18 protein-coding genes and 3 pseudogenes are annotated in these 14,690 nt (G+C 68.0%); 11 read left to right on the top strand and 10 right to left on the bottom strand.

Annotation, left to right across the window (positions count from 1 at the left end; genetic code table 11):
* Window positions 1-228 (top strand): annotated as a pseudogene (locus ACIRPT_RS27410) (hypothetical protein); the annotation flags it as partial.
* Window positions 229-285: 57 nt separating this feature from the next.
* Here ACIRPT_RS27410 and ACIRPT_RS27405 read toward each other — a convergent pair.
* The 3 genes and pseudogenes from ACIRPT_RS27405 to ACIRPT_RS27395 all read right to left on the bottom strand — a co-directional run.
* Window positions 286-504, bottom strand: a pseudogene (locus tag ACIRPT_RS27405) (GNAT family N-acetyltransferase); the annotation flags it as partial.
* A 10-nt stretch (window positions 505-514) separates the two neighbouring features.
* Window positions 515-1,075: a hypothetical protein gene (locus ACIRPT_RS27400; protein WP_403831641.1), complete on the bottom strand. Its 561-nt coding sequence runs from the start codon at window positions 1,073-1,075 to the stop codon at window positions 515-517.
* A 437-nt stretch (window positions 1,076-1,512) separates the two neighbouring features.
* Window positions 1,513-1,929, bottom strand: a complete 417-nt coding sequence (locus ACIRPT_RS27395; RefSeq protein ID WP_403831638.1) for a DUF3052 domain-containing protein — start codon at window positions 1,927-1,929, stop codon at window positions 1,513-1,515.
* Between the two features lie 623 nt (window positions 1,930-2,552).
* Between ACIRPT_RS27395 and ACIRPT_RS27390 the strand changes: the two genes are divergently transcribed.
* Window positions 2,553-2,840: a hypothetical protein gene (locus ACIRPT_RS27390; RefSeq protein ID WP_403831635.1), complete on the top strand. Its 288-nt coding sequence runs from the start codon at window positions 2,553-2,555 to the stop codon at window positions 2,838-2,840.
* Window positions 2,841-2,970: 130 nt separating this feature from the next.
* On the opposite strand, the gene ACIRPT_RS27385 is transcribed toward ACIRPT_RS27390, so the two are convergent.
* Window positions 2,971-3,363, bottom strand: coding sequence for a hypothetical protein (locus ACIRPT_RS27385; RefSeq protein WP_403831633.1), 393 nt, complete (start codon window positions 3,361-3,363; stop codon window positions 2,971-2,973).
* Window positions 3,364-3,773: 410 nt separating this feature from the next.
* Between ACIRPT_RS27385 and mihF the strand changes: the two genes are divergently transcribed.
* Both mihF and ACIRPT_RS27375 read left to right on the top strand, forming a co-directional pair.
* A complete protein-coding gene (gene mihF, locus ACIRPT_RS27380; RefSeq protein ID WP_403831630.1) occupies window positions 3,774-4,088 on the top strand; it encodes an integration host factor, actinobacterial type in 315 nt (104 codons plus the stop codon).
* Window positions 4,089-4,224: 136 nt separating this feature from the next.
* Window positions 4,225-4,500 carry a hypothetical protein gene (locus tag ACIRPT_RS27375; RefSeq protein ID WP_403831628.1) on the top strand — a complete coding sequence of 92 codons (276 nt, stop codon included), beginning with the start codon at window positions 4,225-4,227 and terminating at the stop codon, window positions 4,498-4,500.
* A 163-nt stretch (window positions 4,501-4,663) separates the two neighbouring features.
* Here ACIRPT_RS27375 and ACIRPT_RS27370 read toward each other — a convergent pair whose 3' ends face one another.
* On the bottom strand, window positions 4,664-5,047 hold the full coding sequence (locus ACIRPT_RS27370) for a hypothetical protein (RefSeq protein WP_403831626.1): 384 nt from the start codon (window positions 5,045-5,047) through the stop codon (window positions 4,664-4,666).
* Window positions 5,048-5,426: 379 nt separating this feature from the next.
* Here ACIRPT_RS27370 and ACIRPT_RS27365 point away from each other — a divergent pair, with 379 nt between their 5' ends.
* The 4 genes from ACIRPT_RS27365 to ACIRPT_RS27350 all read left to right on the top strand — a co-directional run bounded on the left by ACIRPT_RS27365 (window position 5,427) and on the right by ACIRPT_RS27350 (window position 7,559).
* Window positions 5,427-5,858, top strand: a complete 432-nt coding sequence (locus ACIRPT_RS27365) for a DUF6313 family protein (protein ID WP_403831624.1) — start codon at window positions 5,427-5,429, stop codon at window positions 5,856-5,858.
* Window positions 5,855-6,148 carry a hypothetical protein gene (locus ACIRPT_RS27360; protein ID WP_403831622.1) on the top strand — a complete coding sequence of 98 codons (294 nt, stop codon included), beginning with the start codon at window positions 5,855-5,857 and terminating at the stop codon, window positions 6,146-6,148. The genes ACIRPT_RS27365 and ACIRPT_RS27360 overlap by 4 nt, the downstream gene beginning before the upstream one ends.
* Window positions 6,149-6,446: 298 nt before the next feature.
* Window positions 6,447-6,881 (top strand): hypothetical protein, encoded by a 435-nt coding sequence (locus tag ACIRPT_RS27355; RefSeq protein WP_403831619.1) that lies wholly within the window; start codon window positions 6,447-6,449, stop codon window positions 6,879-6,881.
* Between the two features lie 537 nt (window positions 6,882-7,418).
* Window positions 7,419-7,559: a hypothetical protein gene (locus ACIRPT_RS27350; RefSeq protein ID WP_403831616.1), complete on the top strand. Its 141-nt coding sequence runs from the start codon at window positions 7,419-7,421 to the stop codon at window positions 7,557-7,559.
* A gap of 70 nt (window positions 7,560-7,629) precedes the next feature.
* On the opposite strand, the gene ACIRPT_RS27345 is transcribed toward ACIRPT_RS27350, so the two are convergent.
* The 3 genes and pseudogenes from ACIRPT_RS27345 to ACIRPT_RS27335 all read right to left on the bottom strand — a co-directional run.
* Window positions 7,630-8,061, bottom strand: a complete 432-nt coding sequence (locus ACIRPT_RS27345) for a hypothetical protein (RefSeq protein ID WP_403831614.1) — start codon at window positions 8,059-8,061, stop codon at window positions 7,630-7,632.
* A complete protein-coding gene (locus tag ACIRPT_RS27340) occupies window positions 8,058-10,001 on the bottom strand; it encodes a hypothetical protein (protein WP_403831612.1) in 1,944 nt (647 codons plus the stop codon). The genes ACIRPT_RS27345 and ACIRPT_RS27340 overlap by 4 nt, the downstream gene beginning before the upstream one ends.
* A pseudogene (locus tag ACIRPT_RS27335) lies at window positions 9,998-10,306 on the bottom strand (ATP-binding protein); the annotation flags it as partial. The gene ACIRPT_RS27340 and the pseudogene ACIRPT_RS27335, both read right to left, overlap by 4 nt.
* Window positions 10,307-10,330: 24 nt before the next feature.
* On the opposite strand from ACIRPT_RS27335, the gene ACIRPT_RS27330 reads away from it, so the two are divergent.
* On the top strand, window positions 10,331-11,041 hold the full coding sequence (locus ACIRPT_RS27330) for a hypothetical protein (protein WP_403831687.1): 711 nt from the start codon (window positions 10,331-10,333) through the stop codon (window positions 11,039-11,041).
* Window positions 11,038-12,009 carry a C40 family peptidase gene (locus ACIRPT_RS27325; RefSeq protein ID WP_403831609.1) on the top strand — a complete coding sequence of 324 codons (972 nt, stop codon included), beginning with the start codon at window positions 11,038-11,040 and terminating at the stop codon, window positions 12,007-12,009. The genes ACIRPT_RS27330 and ACIRPT_RS27325 overlap by 4 nt, the downstream gene beginning before the upstream one ends.
* Before the next feature lie 122 nt (window positions 12,010-12,131).
* Here ACIRPT_RS27325 and ACIRPT_RS27320 read toward each other — a convergent pair whose 3' ends face one another.
* A complete protein-coding gene (locus ACIRPT_RS27320; protein ID WP_403831607.1) occupies window positions 12,132-12,725 on the bottom strand; it encodes a TetR/AcrR family transcriptional regulator in 594 nt (197 codons plus the stop codon).
* 115 nt (window positions 12,726-12,840) lie between these two features.
* On the opposite strand from ACIRPT_RS27320, the gene ACIRPT_RS27315 reads away from it, so the two are divergent.
* Window positions 12,841-13,815, top strand: a complete 975-nt coding sequence (locus tag ACIRPT_RS27315) for a zinc-binding alcohol dehydrogenase family protein (protein WP_403831604.1) — start codon at window positions 12,841-12,843, stop codon at window positions 13,813-13,815.
* A gap of 323 nt (window positions 13,816-14,138) precedes the next feature.
* On the opposite strand, the gene aac(6') is transcribed toward ACIRPT_RS27315, so the two are convergent.
* Window positions 14,139-14,612: an aminoglycoside 6'-N-acetyltransferase gene (gene aac(6') / locus ACIRPT_RS27310; protein WP_403831602.1), complete on the bottom strand. Its 474-nt coding sequence runs from the start codon at window positions 14,610-14,612 to the stop codon at window positions 14,139-14,141.
* Between the last annotated feature and the right edge of the window lie 78 nt (window positions 14,613-14,690).

Genomic DNA, 14,690 nt, shown 5'->3' with positions numbered 1-14,690 from the left:
CGGTTTTTCGCCACTCGCAGGAAGGATGCTCCGCCCAAAGCCCGTCGGCCGGCCCCTGGGTGCCTCCACGACCTGCGCGACCGCCTCGCCGGCGCCGAGTGGTGGGATGACCAGGATTTCGGCGATTACGGCCTGAGCCCTGAACAGGTTGAAGACCTGCGTGCGTGGGCCCTGGCCTGGGCTGGCCACCTCGATACCCGGCTCTACACCGGGGAAGACGACGACTGACCTCCCGCGCAGCTCAGAACTCGACACCGGCCCGGCCACCTGAGTTCCCGGCCGCGCTCAGGCGGCCGGGTTCGGCCGGCCCGGCCCGGTATCCGGGCCGTCGCCCTCCCGCCATTCGTCCTCGAGGATGCTGAACATTTCGGAGTCTCGCCAACCGTCCCGGATCAGCGCGGTGTGACGATGACGTCCTTCCCACGTCATGCCGAGCTTGCCAAGCACCCGTGCCGACCCGAGGTTCCGCGGGTCACAGGTGGCATATATGCGGTGGAGCGTGAGCTTTGCGGTCCTAGAAGCTCGGAGCTTCGCCGATCGCGCGGATGGTCTGGCTGTCCCACGGGCTGCCGAGCGGGACCGCTTCCCAAGAAGCCCCGGTTGCGTCGCCCAGGGCGACGAAGCAACCCTCCATCGTGGCGATGAACTTCCGGTGCACGGAAGACCAGATCACGGAGGTCGCGCTGGCCTTGGTGCTCCCCGGGATGCTCCTGGGCTGCCAGGCCGTCAGCGGGTTGCTGCTGCTCGCAATCTTGGATGCGGCGCCAGCGGCGACGTAGACCGGCTGAGAGCCTGGGACGGCAGCAATGGCGGTGCCCGAGGCGGGCAGATCTGCGAATTCGGCCGACTTCCACGACTTGCCGTCCGTGCTCGCAGCTACGCTCTGGCCAGCCGCGCTGAGGGCAAGGTAACGGTTGCCGTCCCAGGTGATGCTGGTCAGCGGGTGAGTGAGTCCGGATTCGATACGCGTCCACGCGCTGCCGTCCGTGCTCGACAGGAGGGAGCCGTCTGCACCGACGACGATCCACCCGGGCTTGCCCCAGGCCACGCCCGTCAGGTCGGTACCGCCGCCCACCGTCTTCGTCTCCCAGGACTTCCCCGTCGTCGCTGATCGCAACCAGGCCCTTGTCACCAACCATGACGAACTGTCGGCGCTCCTCGGACCAGGCCACCTGGCGAGGCTGGCCCGAGCCCGTGATCGCGGCAGGCGTCCAGTTTTCCTCGGCGGCGGCCCGGTAGTACGCCTTCGCCTGCCCGTTGGCTGCACCCGCTAGGACGAGCCGGGACTGTCCCGACGGCTTGCCGTAGGCGATGGCCGAGTAGTGCTCGTCCTGACCCGTGATGTCTTTTTCTGCCAGGTCTTGCCGCCGTCCTGGCTGACTCGCAGCAGGCCCTGATCACCGACCGCGACAAGGACACCGCCGGTTGATTCGATTGCCATGCTGACCTCCATTGCTAGGGCGTGTCCGGTGGGTCGCATGACCACCACCGTTGATGCTTGAGACGGCTTGGCTACCGCTTGGGCGCCACAAGGCGGGCGCCGACCCAATTCTTGGCCACGGCCACGGACTTGGTTTGAGAGAGGCCAGCGGTCTGGGCAGCTTCGCTGATATCGCTGGGCTCAATGTAGCCATCGCGCCCGGTCTTCGGAGTCAGCATCCAGATGATGCCGCCGTCTTCGAGCAGTCCGATCGCGTCGACCAAGGCGTCGGTCAAGTCCCCGTCATCGTCTCGGAACCAGAGAAGGACGACGTCAGCGACATCGTCGTAGTCCTCATCCACCAGGCCCTGACCGGTAATTTCCTCGATTGCCGTTCGCAGCTCGTGGTCGGCGTCGTCGTCGTACCCAATTTCCTGGACCACCTGACCGGGCTGGAAGCCGAGCCGGGCCGCAGGATTGGTCCTCTCGTCGTCTGTCGTTGTCACCACAGGCCTCCTTCGCTTCAGATACCGCTTCTCCCTTACTTTAAGTAGTCAACCAGATACATATGGCGCATGTGGTGATCTTCAAGGATTCAAGCCCACGACGTTGCCCTGGTACAGGCCAACGGCCGCACCCTTCTGGTCAGTCGCCGTGATCGGCACGGCGCCTGACCTGTTGAGGAGACCTCTGATCCACCGCCTTGCCACTCAATCACCTTCCGGTCGTCCAGCGTGATGCCGCTGTCTTCGCTTCCCGCCTGGCGCAGCATGTCGGCTACGTCGCGGGGCCGTACGCCACACCGAGCACCACGTTGCCGAGCACCACGGGCCGCCCTCCTTCACCGGAGGTCGGTAGCACCTACGCAGGGGCACCATCACGGGTCCATGCCGGGTGGCACATAAACCGGTCTGCCAGCAACCGCTGGGGGCTTCACCCAGACGCGCTGGACCCCCTCCTAGAAACCACCTGGTTCAGACGGTCCCCTGACCCCATGTAGAACTCCACCCCTCTTCGCGACCAGTTCCAGGCAGCCTCCGCTCACACCACCGCGACGCTCGATGCCGTACTCGGGTCGGGCCGCGGTCGCTCCACCTCGCTGACCGATCTGCCTGCCTGGTTCAAGACCATCGTGGCCGCGCTCTACCAGGCCCAGGAACGCGGCTGCCTTCTGGCCTGTGTGCATCTGGCGAGCCCGGCTCCGACGGTCGTGTTCGGCGAGCAGCCCGACAGGCTCCGCTGCGGGCGGTGCGCGTTCGAGGACGGCGCGGACCGCCGGCGCTCTCAGTGCGACAACCCTGCCGGCCCGGACGCCATCAGGGACGTGCTGCGGCACGGGTCGCTGCTGTTCTCCATCCATCGCTGCCCGTCGTGCAAGCAACAGGAAACGGCCGTCCAGGGCACGTTCGCGAACGCCTGACCAGACCGTAGCCAGCGGTCCGGTGTGCTGGTAGTCCCCGTCCGCTTTCCTCGCGCTGGTGGACGACAGTTAGCCAGCCGCGGGAGGGGTAGCTCCTCAGCCGCCTCAGTATCGCCTTGCGGCACGGGGCCTACTGGTCCTCGTCGTCTTCGGCGTCCGGCTCGACCGTGGTGTTCCGAACGATCTTCTTCACTGCTCCTTGCAGGGAACGCAGCAGCTCCCGCTCGGCCTCTTCGGTGCGGAACTCGATGTTCCACTGCCGGACGTCGTCGACCATGGCCTCGATGGCGTCGTTCAGCCGGCTTCGCAGCAGGCCGGGCGCGAGGGCCTCGACTTCGACCGCGACGTGGGGGTCGATGTCCTCGCGCAGGCACTCCTCGCGGTAGCGGGCAAAGTTGACGTCCCGCGTGTTGACGTCGTGGGTGGTGAGCCGACCGGAGCGGACATCATCGGCGGTGATGGCGATCTGCCGGAAGTCCAAGTCGAGTTCACCGTTGCCGTAGCGCTCCATGCGCCCGACCACGGAACGAGGAACGCATCTGCCGGTAGGGTCCCAGCCACCGACATTTCTCCGGGGCACCACGAGCGTGCAACTGGCGTTTCCGCAGCTCAGGAGCAGTCCTAAGCACTCTAGCGGATGCGACAACTGTGGTACACGCGGCTTGGTGTGCTGCGGCCGGGAACTCCAGGGGGTAAGTGAACGCGCCGGTGATCTGCAGGACGGCGCACACGATGCGCGCGGCCTGCGCCGACTCAACCCGGCGACGTGGTGCCGCTCGTGCGCGTCCCTCGTTCGCAGGAATCGCCTCCCGAAGCGCCTTGATGTGGCATCGGTTTGGGCACGGCTGTCGCTGCCGGTCACGGTCGCCGCACCGCTGTGCGGGACCGCGGCCGCGCCCGTCCGCGTCCCCGCACGAAACAGAGGAGTCCCCGATGGCATTGCCCACCATCACCGCTGAACAACGCTCGGCCGCACTGGCGAAGGCCGCCGCGGTGCGAAAGGCCCGCTCCGAGCTCATCGACCAGGTCCGCAAGGGGAAGGTCACCATGGCCGAGGTGCTGAAGCGGGCCGACAAGGAGGACCTGCTCAAGAAGACCAAGGTCGCGGCGGTGATCAAGGCCCTCCCCGGGATCGGGCCGGTCAAGGCCGTGAAGCTGATGGAGGAGGCCGAAATCCCCAGCGCCCGACGCATCGGCAGCCTGGGCAGCAAGCAGCGGGCCGCACTGCTCGAAGGGCTCAAGCACTGACCTGCTGGCGGACCGCGGCACCACTTCTTTCGATGGCTCGGAGCACCACCGCGTGACGCCGCCATCCGGCTGTGCCGTGGCCGGCCGAGGCCATCCAAGCCTGCAAACGAACAACGACCTGTTGTGAGGAGACCTGATGATCGCCCAGATTGCCGGCGAAGGCCGGTGGGAGCTCGACGAAGCCAGCCTGGCCAAGTTGAACGTGCTCGACAACCAGATGATGGAGCGAATGGAGGCCGGTGACGAACCGGGCTTCCACCAGGCTCTGACCGACCTGCTGGCGGGCGTTCGGCAGCTGGGGGCACCCGTGCCCGACGGCTCGACGGAGCCCGAGTTCTGTCTGCCCTCGGCGGACCTGCCCTTCGAAGGGGTTCTGGAGATGCTCACCGACGACGGGCTCATCCCCGGATAGCAATCGCCCTCACGGGCCGGCCGGCTCGGGGCGAACCGTCGAATAGTGCAGGGCTGGAACACCACCTCTTCACCAGTCCACCCGGCCACCTCACACTGAACCAGCAGCCCGAGGAGGCGGCCGAGCGGCCGCCCCCTCGCTGTTCAGCTCTGGTGCACCGGAGCTACTCGCCTTGATCGTCTTCTGACGTCGGTTCGTCTCGAACGATCCTCTTCGCCACGCCCTGGAGACGCCGCAGCAGCTCCCGTTCGGCGGCTTCCGCCCTGAACTCGATGTTCCACTGGTCGATGTCGTCGACCAGGCCCTCGATCTCGACGTCGAGCCGCTGGCGCAGTTCCCCGGGGCGGAGGGCTTCGACCTCGACGGCGGTGTTCGGGTCGATGCCTTCGCGCAGGCACTCCTCGCGGTAGCGGGCGTAGTTGACGTCGCGGGTGTTGACGTCGTGGGTGGTGAGCCGGCCGGAGCGGACATCGTCGGCGGTGATGGCGATCTGCCGGAAGTCCAGGTCGAGGTCGCCGTTGCCGTAGCGCTCCATCCGCTCGACCACGGAGCGAGGGACACAGCGTCCAGTCGCCACAGAAGACCACCGTCACTCCTTCGCCCTGGCGGGCGTACTGCTGCACCGCCTCGCAGACGAAGGTCTTGGAGGACTGGCCGCGGCAGGAGTACAGGCCCACGCCCCAGGCCGAGGTGATCGGCAGGAGCACGCCGCCGACGGAATCGCTTATCCCGCCAGTGTGTTGAGCTCTCTACCTGTGGGTGGAGGCCGCGTATGCCCTGGTGAGGGATCCATTGCAACCGTCAGCCCATGCAACGGTGCTGTTGCCTTTGAATAGCCGCCTGCCAGCGTGACGTCACGTCAGTTCTTGTGCCAAAGATGGCCGTTCACCTGCCTGAGAGGTGACCTAGCCTCTACCGTGGGCGATGTGTCCTCCGCATCTGCGCGCCCGTCTGGCGGGCCCCCGCCACCGGGCCGACGGCAACGGCTGCGGGCACGATGGGCCGACCGGCACGCCCTGCCCCGGTTCGCCTTCTGGCTGCTCAGCCGGGGCACAGTCGTGCTGACGGTATGCGCGGGGCTGTATGTGCTCAACGGGTTCCTGATCGGCTGGGCGAACGCCTACGACGTGATGACCGGGATCACCTCGCCCGCGGCCGTCCGCCGCCAGTGGTGCGCCTGGCCGTTGTCCCTCGCGGGCTGGGCCGCGATCCCCGCCATCATCGGAGCGGCCGCTGGCTACGTCATCACCGAACAGATCCAGGCCCACCACGCACGCGAGCTGAGCGACGTCCTGGATGAACTGCGCCGCCTGGCCGAATCACCCGGCTCTCCTCCCTCCTCCGGGAGCGGCCCGTGATCACCTTGCATGACGTGCATGAACAGGGCGGCGAGGCCGTCAAGGCCGCGGTCCTGGCCTTCGGCGCCCGCCACCTCAAGGCCAGCGCCGAAACGAACTGGGATGAGGCAGAGAAACACTTCACCCACCTAATCGAGGCCATCATGGGAACGGCACCGCTCCCACAGGACAGTGCCGCAGCCACCGTGCGTCGCGCCGAAAACGAAGCCATCGGCTTCCTGCTGGCCGTCAACACCCGGCCGAACTACCGCTGCCCCATTTGCGTAAAGCAGTCAGGGCCCCCGCTGTGAGCCACCGGCCTACCCTGGAGACGTGGTGACGGACACAGAACGCGCCGAGCACGCAGAGCGCCTGAGCGAATTGCTCTCCTTCGCCTGCCCGGACGCCTCCGCCACCGCCATCGCCGCCACCGCGGACGCCATCACACAGCAGGCCGAGGAAACTCCCCACGAGCCAGTCCCCCAAGCTTCTCAACTCAGTCCGCCCAGAGTTCCATCGGCCTCTAAGCGCCACTCATGGGGCGCTGGTTCCGGAGCAGCTTGGTCCGGCGGCCGGACTATTACGACGGACGGGACGCTAGTACGCGACGTGGTCCGTGACGTGGTGGCCGAGGTGGCCACGGAGGAACTGCCGCTGGTGACGGCGTTGTACCAGTTCGACGACGCCACAGTCGTACGGCGGCTGGCCGGCCGCGGCAGGCGCCAGCCCCTGGGCTTCGGCTTCGGCGAGGTCTCCGAGCTGGTGACTTCCGTGGTGTGGCTGGCGGTGTACCAGGCGGCACAGCAGATCGCGGACGGCGCGGCCAGCCGGGCGAGATCCGCGCTACGCAAGCTCTTCCGCAGGCCGGTCGAAGCCGTGACAGTTCCGCCGCTGACCCAGCGGCAGCTGGCCGAGGTACGGAAGTCGGTGCTGGAGATGGCCGCGCAGCACGGACTGGAAGAGGAGCGCGCGTCGACGATCGCAGACACAGTGGTGGCCAGGCTTGCGCTGCCCGAGCCGGGCCGGAGGATTTGGGGCCGCTGACTGGTCCAGACAGCCCAACCGGTCCGGTCAGCGGCGAGGCGTGATGGTCGGCTTAGCCTTGCCCACCGGAGCTGCTCTGCTCCCAAGGCGGCGATCTCACGAGAGCTGGTTACCCTCCAGCCGTGAGTGACAGCGGCGGTGTCCAGTCCCTCCTACTCCTCCGCAGCCTCGGTGCTGGGAAGCACAGGCTCCTGATGCCGGAGTTTGGGGGCCAGGACGCGGTGACCTCTGTGGAGCGGTAGACAGGAAGAGTGAGGGACAGCGATCCGGACGCCGTCGGCGAGGACGAGGCTCAGCCCGAGCTGTGTGACCGGTGCGGAGCTATGATCGACGACGGCTCCGAGCTGTATACCGTCGTGCGGGACTCCTCCGTCGTCCACGCCCACGACCCAAAAGCTCGACGGCGGCCGGATGATCGTCGCCTGCTCTCGTGAGCATCTGCGAGACCTGCAAGAGCGATACCGGAAGCGACCTTTCATTGACGCTGAGCTATGGGCGGGCAAGATCTATCGCGCGATGGACGAGCATCCTGCCGGCATGAGCGAGGAGAAGCTGGTTGAGGCGATCGGGCTCACTCCAGCCCAGATCGAGCTCGGTGTGGTGTGGCAGAACCTGGGCGCCCTGCGCTGGCATCAGCGATTCGGCCGGGGAGGCAACCCGGGCGCCGCTGACGAGTGACTGATCATCGGCGTGACGACGATGAGAATGATGTTGGTCGTACTCAGGCGGAGGCGGTGGCCGAGGGGATTCACGGCATCTGCGTCCGCCTGCGGGGAAGGGCACGGACCTTGCCTTCGTTGAGGGCCTGGCCGGAGAGAGCGGCGTTCTCCAGCGCGAGGAGGTTGGCGGCGGTCGCGACCGTCTGGAGTCGTGCCTCCAGGAAGCGGCAGTGGGCCTGAAGATCGGTGTACTTCGTCTTGAGTTCCTCGAAGGCGTCTGAGGACTGGACGTGAGCGGCCCGTTTCGCTTCGTCCTTCGCGGCGTGTTCCTGGAAGAGGTCCTTGAGGTCGGCGTGCTGGTGGGTGAGGTGCCAGCGTTTGAGGTCTGACTCGATCGCGAGCTGGGAGACGTTGAGGCGACCGTTGGACCGCTGGGGGGTGCCGGCGAAGAGCCGATTCATCGCGGCGATGATCGTCCGCCGGACCGGGTCCGTCTCGCTCCCGATCGGGACTCTGGTCATGGGGTGGCGGCTCCTTGCTGGTGGACCTCGATGATCTGCTCCAGTCGTGCGAGCTCGTGCCGATCGCGTTCATGCCGGATCGGGGGTGCGAGCGGGTCGGTGACGGTCTCCGTGAGCTCGGCGGCCTGCTGGCGGACGTGCTCGATGTCGCGGTCGGTGCGCGCGATGTTGGGGCACCTGGGGCGGCAGTCGTCGAGGTCCGGGGTGACCATCGGGTCGTCTGCGGCCCCTTTCAGCTGGCAGGCGGCGGTGGCGGGATTGAGGACGCAGGTCATGCCCTGGCCGTGGTGGACCTGCAGGCGGGGGCCGCCGAGGAGATCGCGGGCCTGACGGTCGCTGGTCAGGACGCGGCCGGCGAACTCGCGGCTGGCCGCCGTCACCCGGTAGCGGTAGGCGTCAGCGGCCGGCCCGCTGACGTGCTCGCCCGCGGCGAGGGCTTGTTCGTCCTCGGCCAGGCCCTCCATGCGGAACAGCCAGTCCTCGAAGGCGTATTCGTCGGGGAAGCCGGATTCGTAGGTGCCTGCGTACCCCTGGAGCATTCGGGTAAATGCGTGGCCGTACTGAATCGAGGCGGCGATCAGCCCCCGTGGTCGGCGCCGGATGAACCAGGCCAGGGTGCGGCGAAACCGGCTGGGCGCCAGAGAGCCGTGCCGGTCGGGTGGGATCGCGTCGCTGCGCCCCAGGTTCTCGCAGTAGGTGTTGACCCAGGTCACGAACGCGGCCAGGTCCTTGTGGATGCCGTGGAGGGTGCGGGCGTGTCCGTGCCGCTTGGTGTTGTCCCACTGGCGGTAGTGCGGCTCGATCGACCTGGGGAAGATCAGCGGGCGGGGGTGGAGCCGTTCCATCACGGCGACCGCTCGGGCGACGATCTCGATCACGACCCAGGGGTCTGGCCGGGGCTCACCCTCGGGGATCTTGTTGGCGTCCTCGTCCTCGGCGCCCTTGAAGTAGATGCCCTCCATCAGCCACAACCCGGTCTTCTTGTCGTGCGTGATGCAGCCGCGTCGCAGATTGAGAGCCTCCCCGGGGCGGGCTCCGGAGAGGTAGGCCACGATGATGAAGCAGGCCGTGGCCAGCAGCCGGGCGAGCCGGGGTGCCCCCTCGTAGTGGATGCGGTCGCGGCGCCAGGGCTCCCCGTCGATGAGGCCGGTGACGTTGCCGAGGTAGGTATGCTCCGCGATCGGCAGGCCGGACTCGGTCACCATGCGGCCGGTCCCACTTCTCGGGAAGGATTCAGCGGTGCAGTCCAGGATCGCGGCCAGGTAGCGCCAGCGGATCTCCAGCTGACCGTCCTCCCGGCGCGTGCCCGGCAGGGCCTCGCCGCGCTTGCGGAGGCCGTCGAGGTAGGCGGCGGTCTTCCGGGCCAGTTCGCCCTTGCGGTGCCGCGTGACACCGGACGGCATCTGGGTGCCGAACACCCGGCGCCATTCCGGCATCCTGTGGTGCAGTTCGAGGTGTTCGGCATGCGCGAGGAGGATGTCGTCGGAGAAGTCCTCGACGAACCGGATCGCCCAGCGCAAGGTCATCTGCATCGTGATCTCGCCGATGCGGCGGGTGCCGTTCTCCCGGTAGCCGCGGGTGCGTCCCAGCAGGTCCTGGGTGTCCTCTCCCGCCCAGGGCGGGGCGTCCGGCAGCCGCATGCCCGGCGGGAGGATGTCCCGGTAGGCCCAGAGCCTGCGGATCTCGGTGATCCGGCGGTAGCAGGCATCGACGGGGACCTCATCGTCGGCCAGGTGGTCGAGGTAGGCGTCCAGCAGTTCCTCAGTGACCTGGCAGAACGCGGTCACGGCCTTGCCGGCGAGCCACTTCAGGACGTATTGCAGGGCGCCTCCGACCACGTGCCCGACGGCCAGGACCGCGATCCTTCCCCCTGAGCCCGTTCGGGCGCCTCCCACAGTGATGAACAACCGCTGACGCCAGTCGTGAACGAAGCCACTCATGCCGACACCTGCGCCCACACTCGCTTGCCCCATGGCCGGGACTTGGGGCCGAGGAGTTCGTATCCCCAGCGGTCGGCGTCCGCGTCGACCATGAGCAGGCCGCGGCCGGACTCGGTGTCCATGTCCGGTACGCGCATCAGGGGAAGGAGGAGAGGGGCGCGGTCGACGACCGCGAGGTGGACGAGGCCGGCCGCGGGCCGGTCGATGATGATCCGTATCGACGGGCCCCTCGCGTGTACCACCGCGTTGGTGGCGAGTTCGGACAGCAGCAACGTGCTGGTCTGGATCTGCTCAGGTCCCAGGCCCCAGGTCTCGGCGGAGCCGCCCTGATGCTCGGCATGATGGCCGCCACCGGCGGCACCGCCGGCGCGATCAGCGGCGGCCTGGGTCGGGCCGGCGGTGCCCGCGCGCTCACCGGGCGCCTGGCCAAGGGCGCCAGGGGGCTCGCGCGTGGCGCAGGACGGACGGTGCGTGCCGGGGCCCGAACCGGTATGCGGGTGGGCCGCGCGGGGCTGAAGGGCACGGTGGGGCTGCCCGTTTACGGGCCGCGGGCCGCACGACGCACCGCGGCTGCGGTGCAGGCTGCGCCCGGTCAGGTCGCAGACGCGGCCACCCAGCTCAAAGACCGCCTCGATGCGGCACGCGAGACCTATGAGCCGCAGGTGTACAACTTCGCCGATGAATACTGGCGCGGCATCGGCGGCCGCTGGATCAGCAACCGCATCCGCGCACGTCGCGGTCTGCCACCCGTGCTCTCCTCCCACTGGACACGCCGCACGACCACCCCGGCGCCACGCCGCACCCCGGGCCGCCCGTTCGCCCCGCATCCTGCCGCCGCACCGCGGCGCAGCCGACGGACACAGATGGTCCCGCAGCGGCCGCTGACGCCGCCAGCCTCCAGCCGGCAGGCGAGCCCGCAGCAGCGACTGCACCGCATCCGCAGCCGCGCCGCCGCGGCCAACCGGCCGGCCACGCCCCCTGCTCCACCCCGTCGCCAGCCCTCGCCGCCCCGGCCTACGCGACCGAGGAGACGTTCGTGAAGAAACCCGTCATCGCGGTCGGCGCCGCCTTCGGCGCAGGGACGGTCGCACTGATCGGGACCCTGGTGCTGTTCATCGCTGCCGTGGCGAACGGCGCCGCCGGCCACCAGGAAGAGCAAGAATCCGCCGGGACGCAGATCACTGCGGCCAGCGGTCAGGTGAGCGACATCCCCGCGAACATGCTGGCCCTCTACCGGCAAGCGGCGCCGGCCGCGTGCCAGGGGCTGGACTGGACGGTGCTCGCCGCGATCGGCAAGGTCGAGACCAACCACGCCCGCCACCCCACCATGCGCTCCTACGCAGGCGCCGTCGGGCCGATGCAGTTCCTACCGGCCACCTTCAAGGGATACGCCTACCCCGTCCCACCCGGCGGAGCCAACCCGCCCAGCCCATGGGATCCCACCGACGCGGTGTATGCCGCAGCACGGATGCTGTGCGCCAACGGCGCCAAGACCGGCACCAGCAAGGGGCTGTACAAGGCGATCTACTCCTACAACCACGCCCACTGGTACGTGAAAAAGGTCCTCGCCCAGGCCAAGACGTACGCGGTCACGCAGCCCAGTGAGCCCGACTCGAACGCTGACATTGCCTCCAACGCGATCGTCGAAGCCGCATACACCCAGCTCGGCGTCCCCTATATATGGGGCGGCGGCACCATCAACGGAAAGTCCGGAGGCGGCTTCGACTGCTCCGGGCTCACCTCGTACGCCGTCTACCAAGGCACCGACCACAAGGTGAAACTGCCACGCACCTCACAGGAACAACGCCACATCGGAACATCCGTCCCCCGCGACAAGATGCAGCCGGGCGACCTCATCGTCTTCAACAAACACAACTGGGGACACGTCGGCATCTACGCCGGCGGAAACCGCATGATCGACGCACCCAAGCCAAGCAAATCAGTCGAGGTCATCAGTCTGGACGGGTACTGGGAGAAGTACGCCTGTGACATCCGCCGCGTCGGATAGATCCGCTCCGTGCCGACGGTTCCTGTCCAGCAGCCTTGCGCGCCTGCCTCTACGGTTCGAGCTGTACGTGGCGATCCGGCGTAACCACCGCTTCGACGGATGGGGCGGTTCCTGGCGGGTCGTCACTCCTCCAGCGCGCCGGTGGCGAGCAGCCGCAGCGACATGGCAAGCCGTCGAGTCTCTCCCTGCCCCAGCAGGTGCACGATCGGTCCGTTCTGCAGAGCGCCGAGCAGGATATGGGCCAGCACCTCGGCGTCCAGGTCGGAGCGTTCCTCAGTGATCAGCGCGCTGATGTGGCCGTGCCAGAACCCGTAGACCGAGTGCTGTTCGGACGAGTCCTTCTGGGCGTCGCGGGGGGCTGTCGCCGCCTGCCCGAGAGCGGCCAGCAGACCTTTGTTCCGTCCGACCACGTCCACGACCGCGTCGAGGAAGGCAAGCAGCCGTTGCCGGGGAGGAGCGCCCGGGCCCAGGGGCGGGGGGCCTTCCGTGACCGATTCGCGCAGGGCGTGAGCGCGTTCCAGCATCAGCTCCCGCATCAGCCCCGCGCGGTTGCCGAAACGGTGGAACACCGTGCCCTTGCCCACGCCCGCCGCAGCAGCGATGCGCTCCATCGAGACCTGCTCGGGAGGGTGCTCGGCAAGGAGGCTCTCCGTGGCCTCAAGGATCGCTCGCCGATTGCGTGTCGCATCGGCGCGTTCGCGGCGGCCTTCCGCCATCAGCTCTCTCCTCATCCAGGACCACACCCATAGACAACTGGACCGACGGTTCAGTACGGTCGGAATTGGACCATCGGTCCAGTTTAGAACACCACTCTGTTCGAGGAGAGTTGTCATGCGACGAATCCGTTACCACTCCTACGGCGGCCCTGAGGTCCTTGCCTTGGAAGAGACCCCGGCGCCCGTCCCGAAAGCGGGGCAGGTGCTGATCCGGGCCGCGGCGATCGGGGCCAACTTCGTGGACACCCAGCTCCGGCGCGGCATGGCTCAGACCGAGCTCTACTCGCGGCCCTTACCCAGGTCCCTAACCGGCGACGTGGTGGGCACGGTCGAGGCAGTCGGACCGGACACGGACCCGGCCCTGATTGGACGTCGGGTCGCCACGGCTTCCGAGGACGCGTTCTGTGACCTCATCGTCGCGGACGCGCAGCGGCTCGTCCCGGTACCCGACGGGCTCGACGCAGGCACGGCCAGTGCGCTCCCCATGGTGGCACCGGTGGCCCTGGGTGTGCTGCGTGCCGGGCGGCTGGCGCCCGGCGAGACCGTACTGGTGCACTCCGCCGCGGGCGCCATCGGCCACCTTGCTGTGCAGCTCGCGAAGGTGCTCGGTGCGGGTACGGTCATCGCCACGGCCAGCACGGCCGCCAAGCTGGACTTCGCCCGCATCCAGGGCGCCGACATCGGCGTCGACTACACCGACGAGGACTGGCCGGCACAGGTCCGCACGGCCGCGCCCGGCGGTGTGGATGTCGTCCTCGACGCGGCCGGCGGCGAGATCCTGCGCCGTAGCCTGGACGTACTGGCCCCGTACGGACGCCTGGTGACGTACGGGGCCGCGAGCGGCGAGCTCGGCAGCATCCCCGTCACTGACCTGTTCGCCCTGAGGTCCGTCACCGGGTTCTCCCTCATAGCCGCGTATGCGGCCGACCCCGAGCGCGCAGCGAAGGACCTGGCTGAACTTACCGAGTACGCTGCCCAGGGATTCCTCCACACAGCGATCCACGCCCAGCTGCCGCTGACCGAGACCAGCGAGGTGCACCGGCTGCTGGAAAGCCGTGCACAGCTGGGCCGCATACTGGTCGCCCCGTAAGGCGGCTGGGCCGTCCCAACGCTGGTTACGGCTGACGAGCAGCGAGGGCCAAGCCACACAGGCTCTGACACCTGCCGCTACCTGCCACCGACGGTCAGTTGCCCTGAAGGGCGGCTGGCCGTCCCGCCTTCACGGCCACGTCAGTACCGTCATTTCTCATCGACGTTCACGGGCCCATTGATCATCAAGTGACTCCGGAACCTGTCGACAAACGCTGTTCCCAGAGATCAACGAAGCCAGCCGCACGGGCCACTTCGTCTGCACAACCGAAGAACTGGTGCGGCCCACATCACGGCACGCCCGGTGTACTTGGCGCCGACCGGTCAGATCAGCTCGTCGGCAAGCAGATCCATAAGCAGTCCGTCCTGCCAGGTGCCCGTCTGGTGATCGCGCCAGTAGGCCCGCATGATCCCCACGGGCTTGAACCCGACCTTGCCGTAGCTGCGGATCGCCGCGGTGTTGGCCACGGCGGGATCAATGGTCAGCCGATGATGGCCGCGTTCGTGCACCAGCCACCGGGCCAGGGTCCGCACGGCATCGGTGCCGAATCCCTTCCCGTGATGCCGCACCGTCAGGAAGATGTCGAGGCCGGCGTGCCGGAACTCGGGGTCGGCTTCTTCCGCGAACTGGATCGCTCCGATGACCTCGCCCTCGAAGACAACGGCGAGCTTGCCCTCGAAGTCGTCCGGGGGCGACCACCACGCCGCAACTTCCGGCTCCCGCACGATCCTGTCAAGAACGGCCCCATCTCCGGCGGCCACCGGCCGCAGTACAACCTTGTCCCCATGCAGCTCCATGCCCCTCAGTATCCCCGGGAGATGGAAGCACGTCAGAGGCATGAGTTGCTCAATAGTCGACCACGCCGTAAGCGCCGG

Origin of the sequence: Streptomyces sp. NPDC101227 (assembly GCF_044767545.1) — a bacterium.
GTDB lineage: Bacteria > Actinomycetota > Actinomycetes > Streptomycetales > Streptomycetaceae > Streptomyces.
This window is presented reverse-complemented; position numbering and strand designations above follow the sequence as displayed.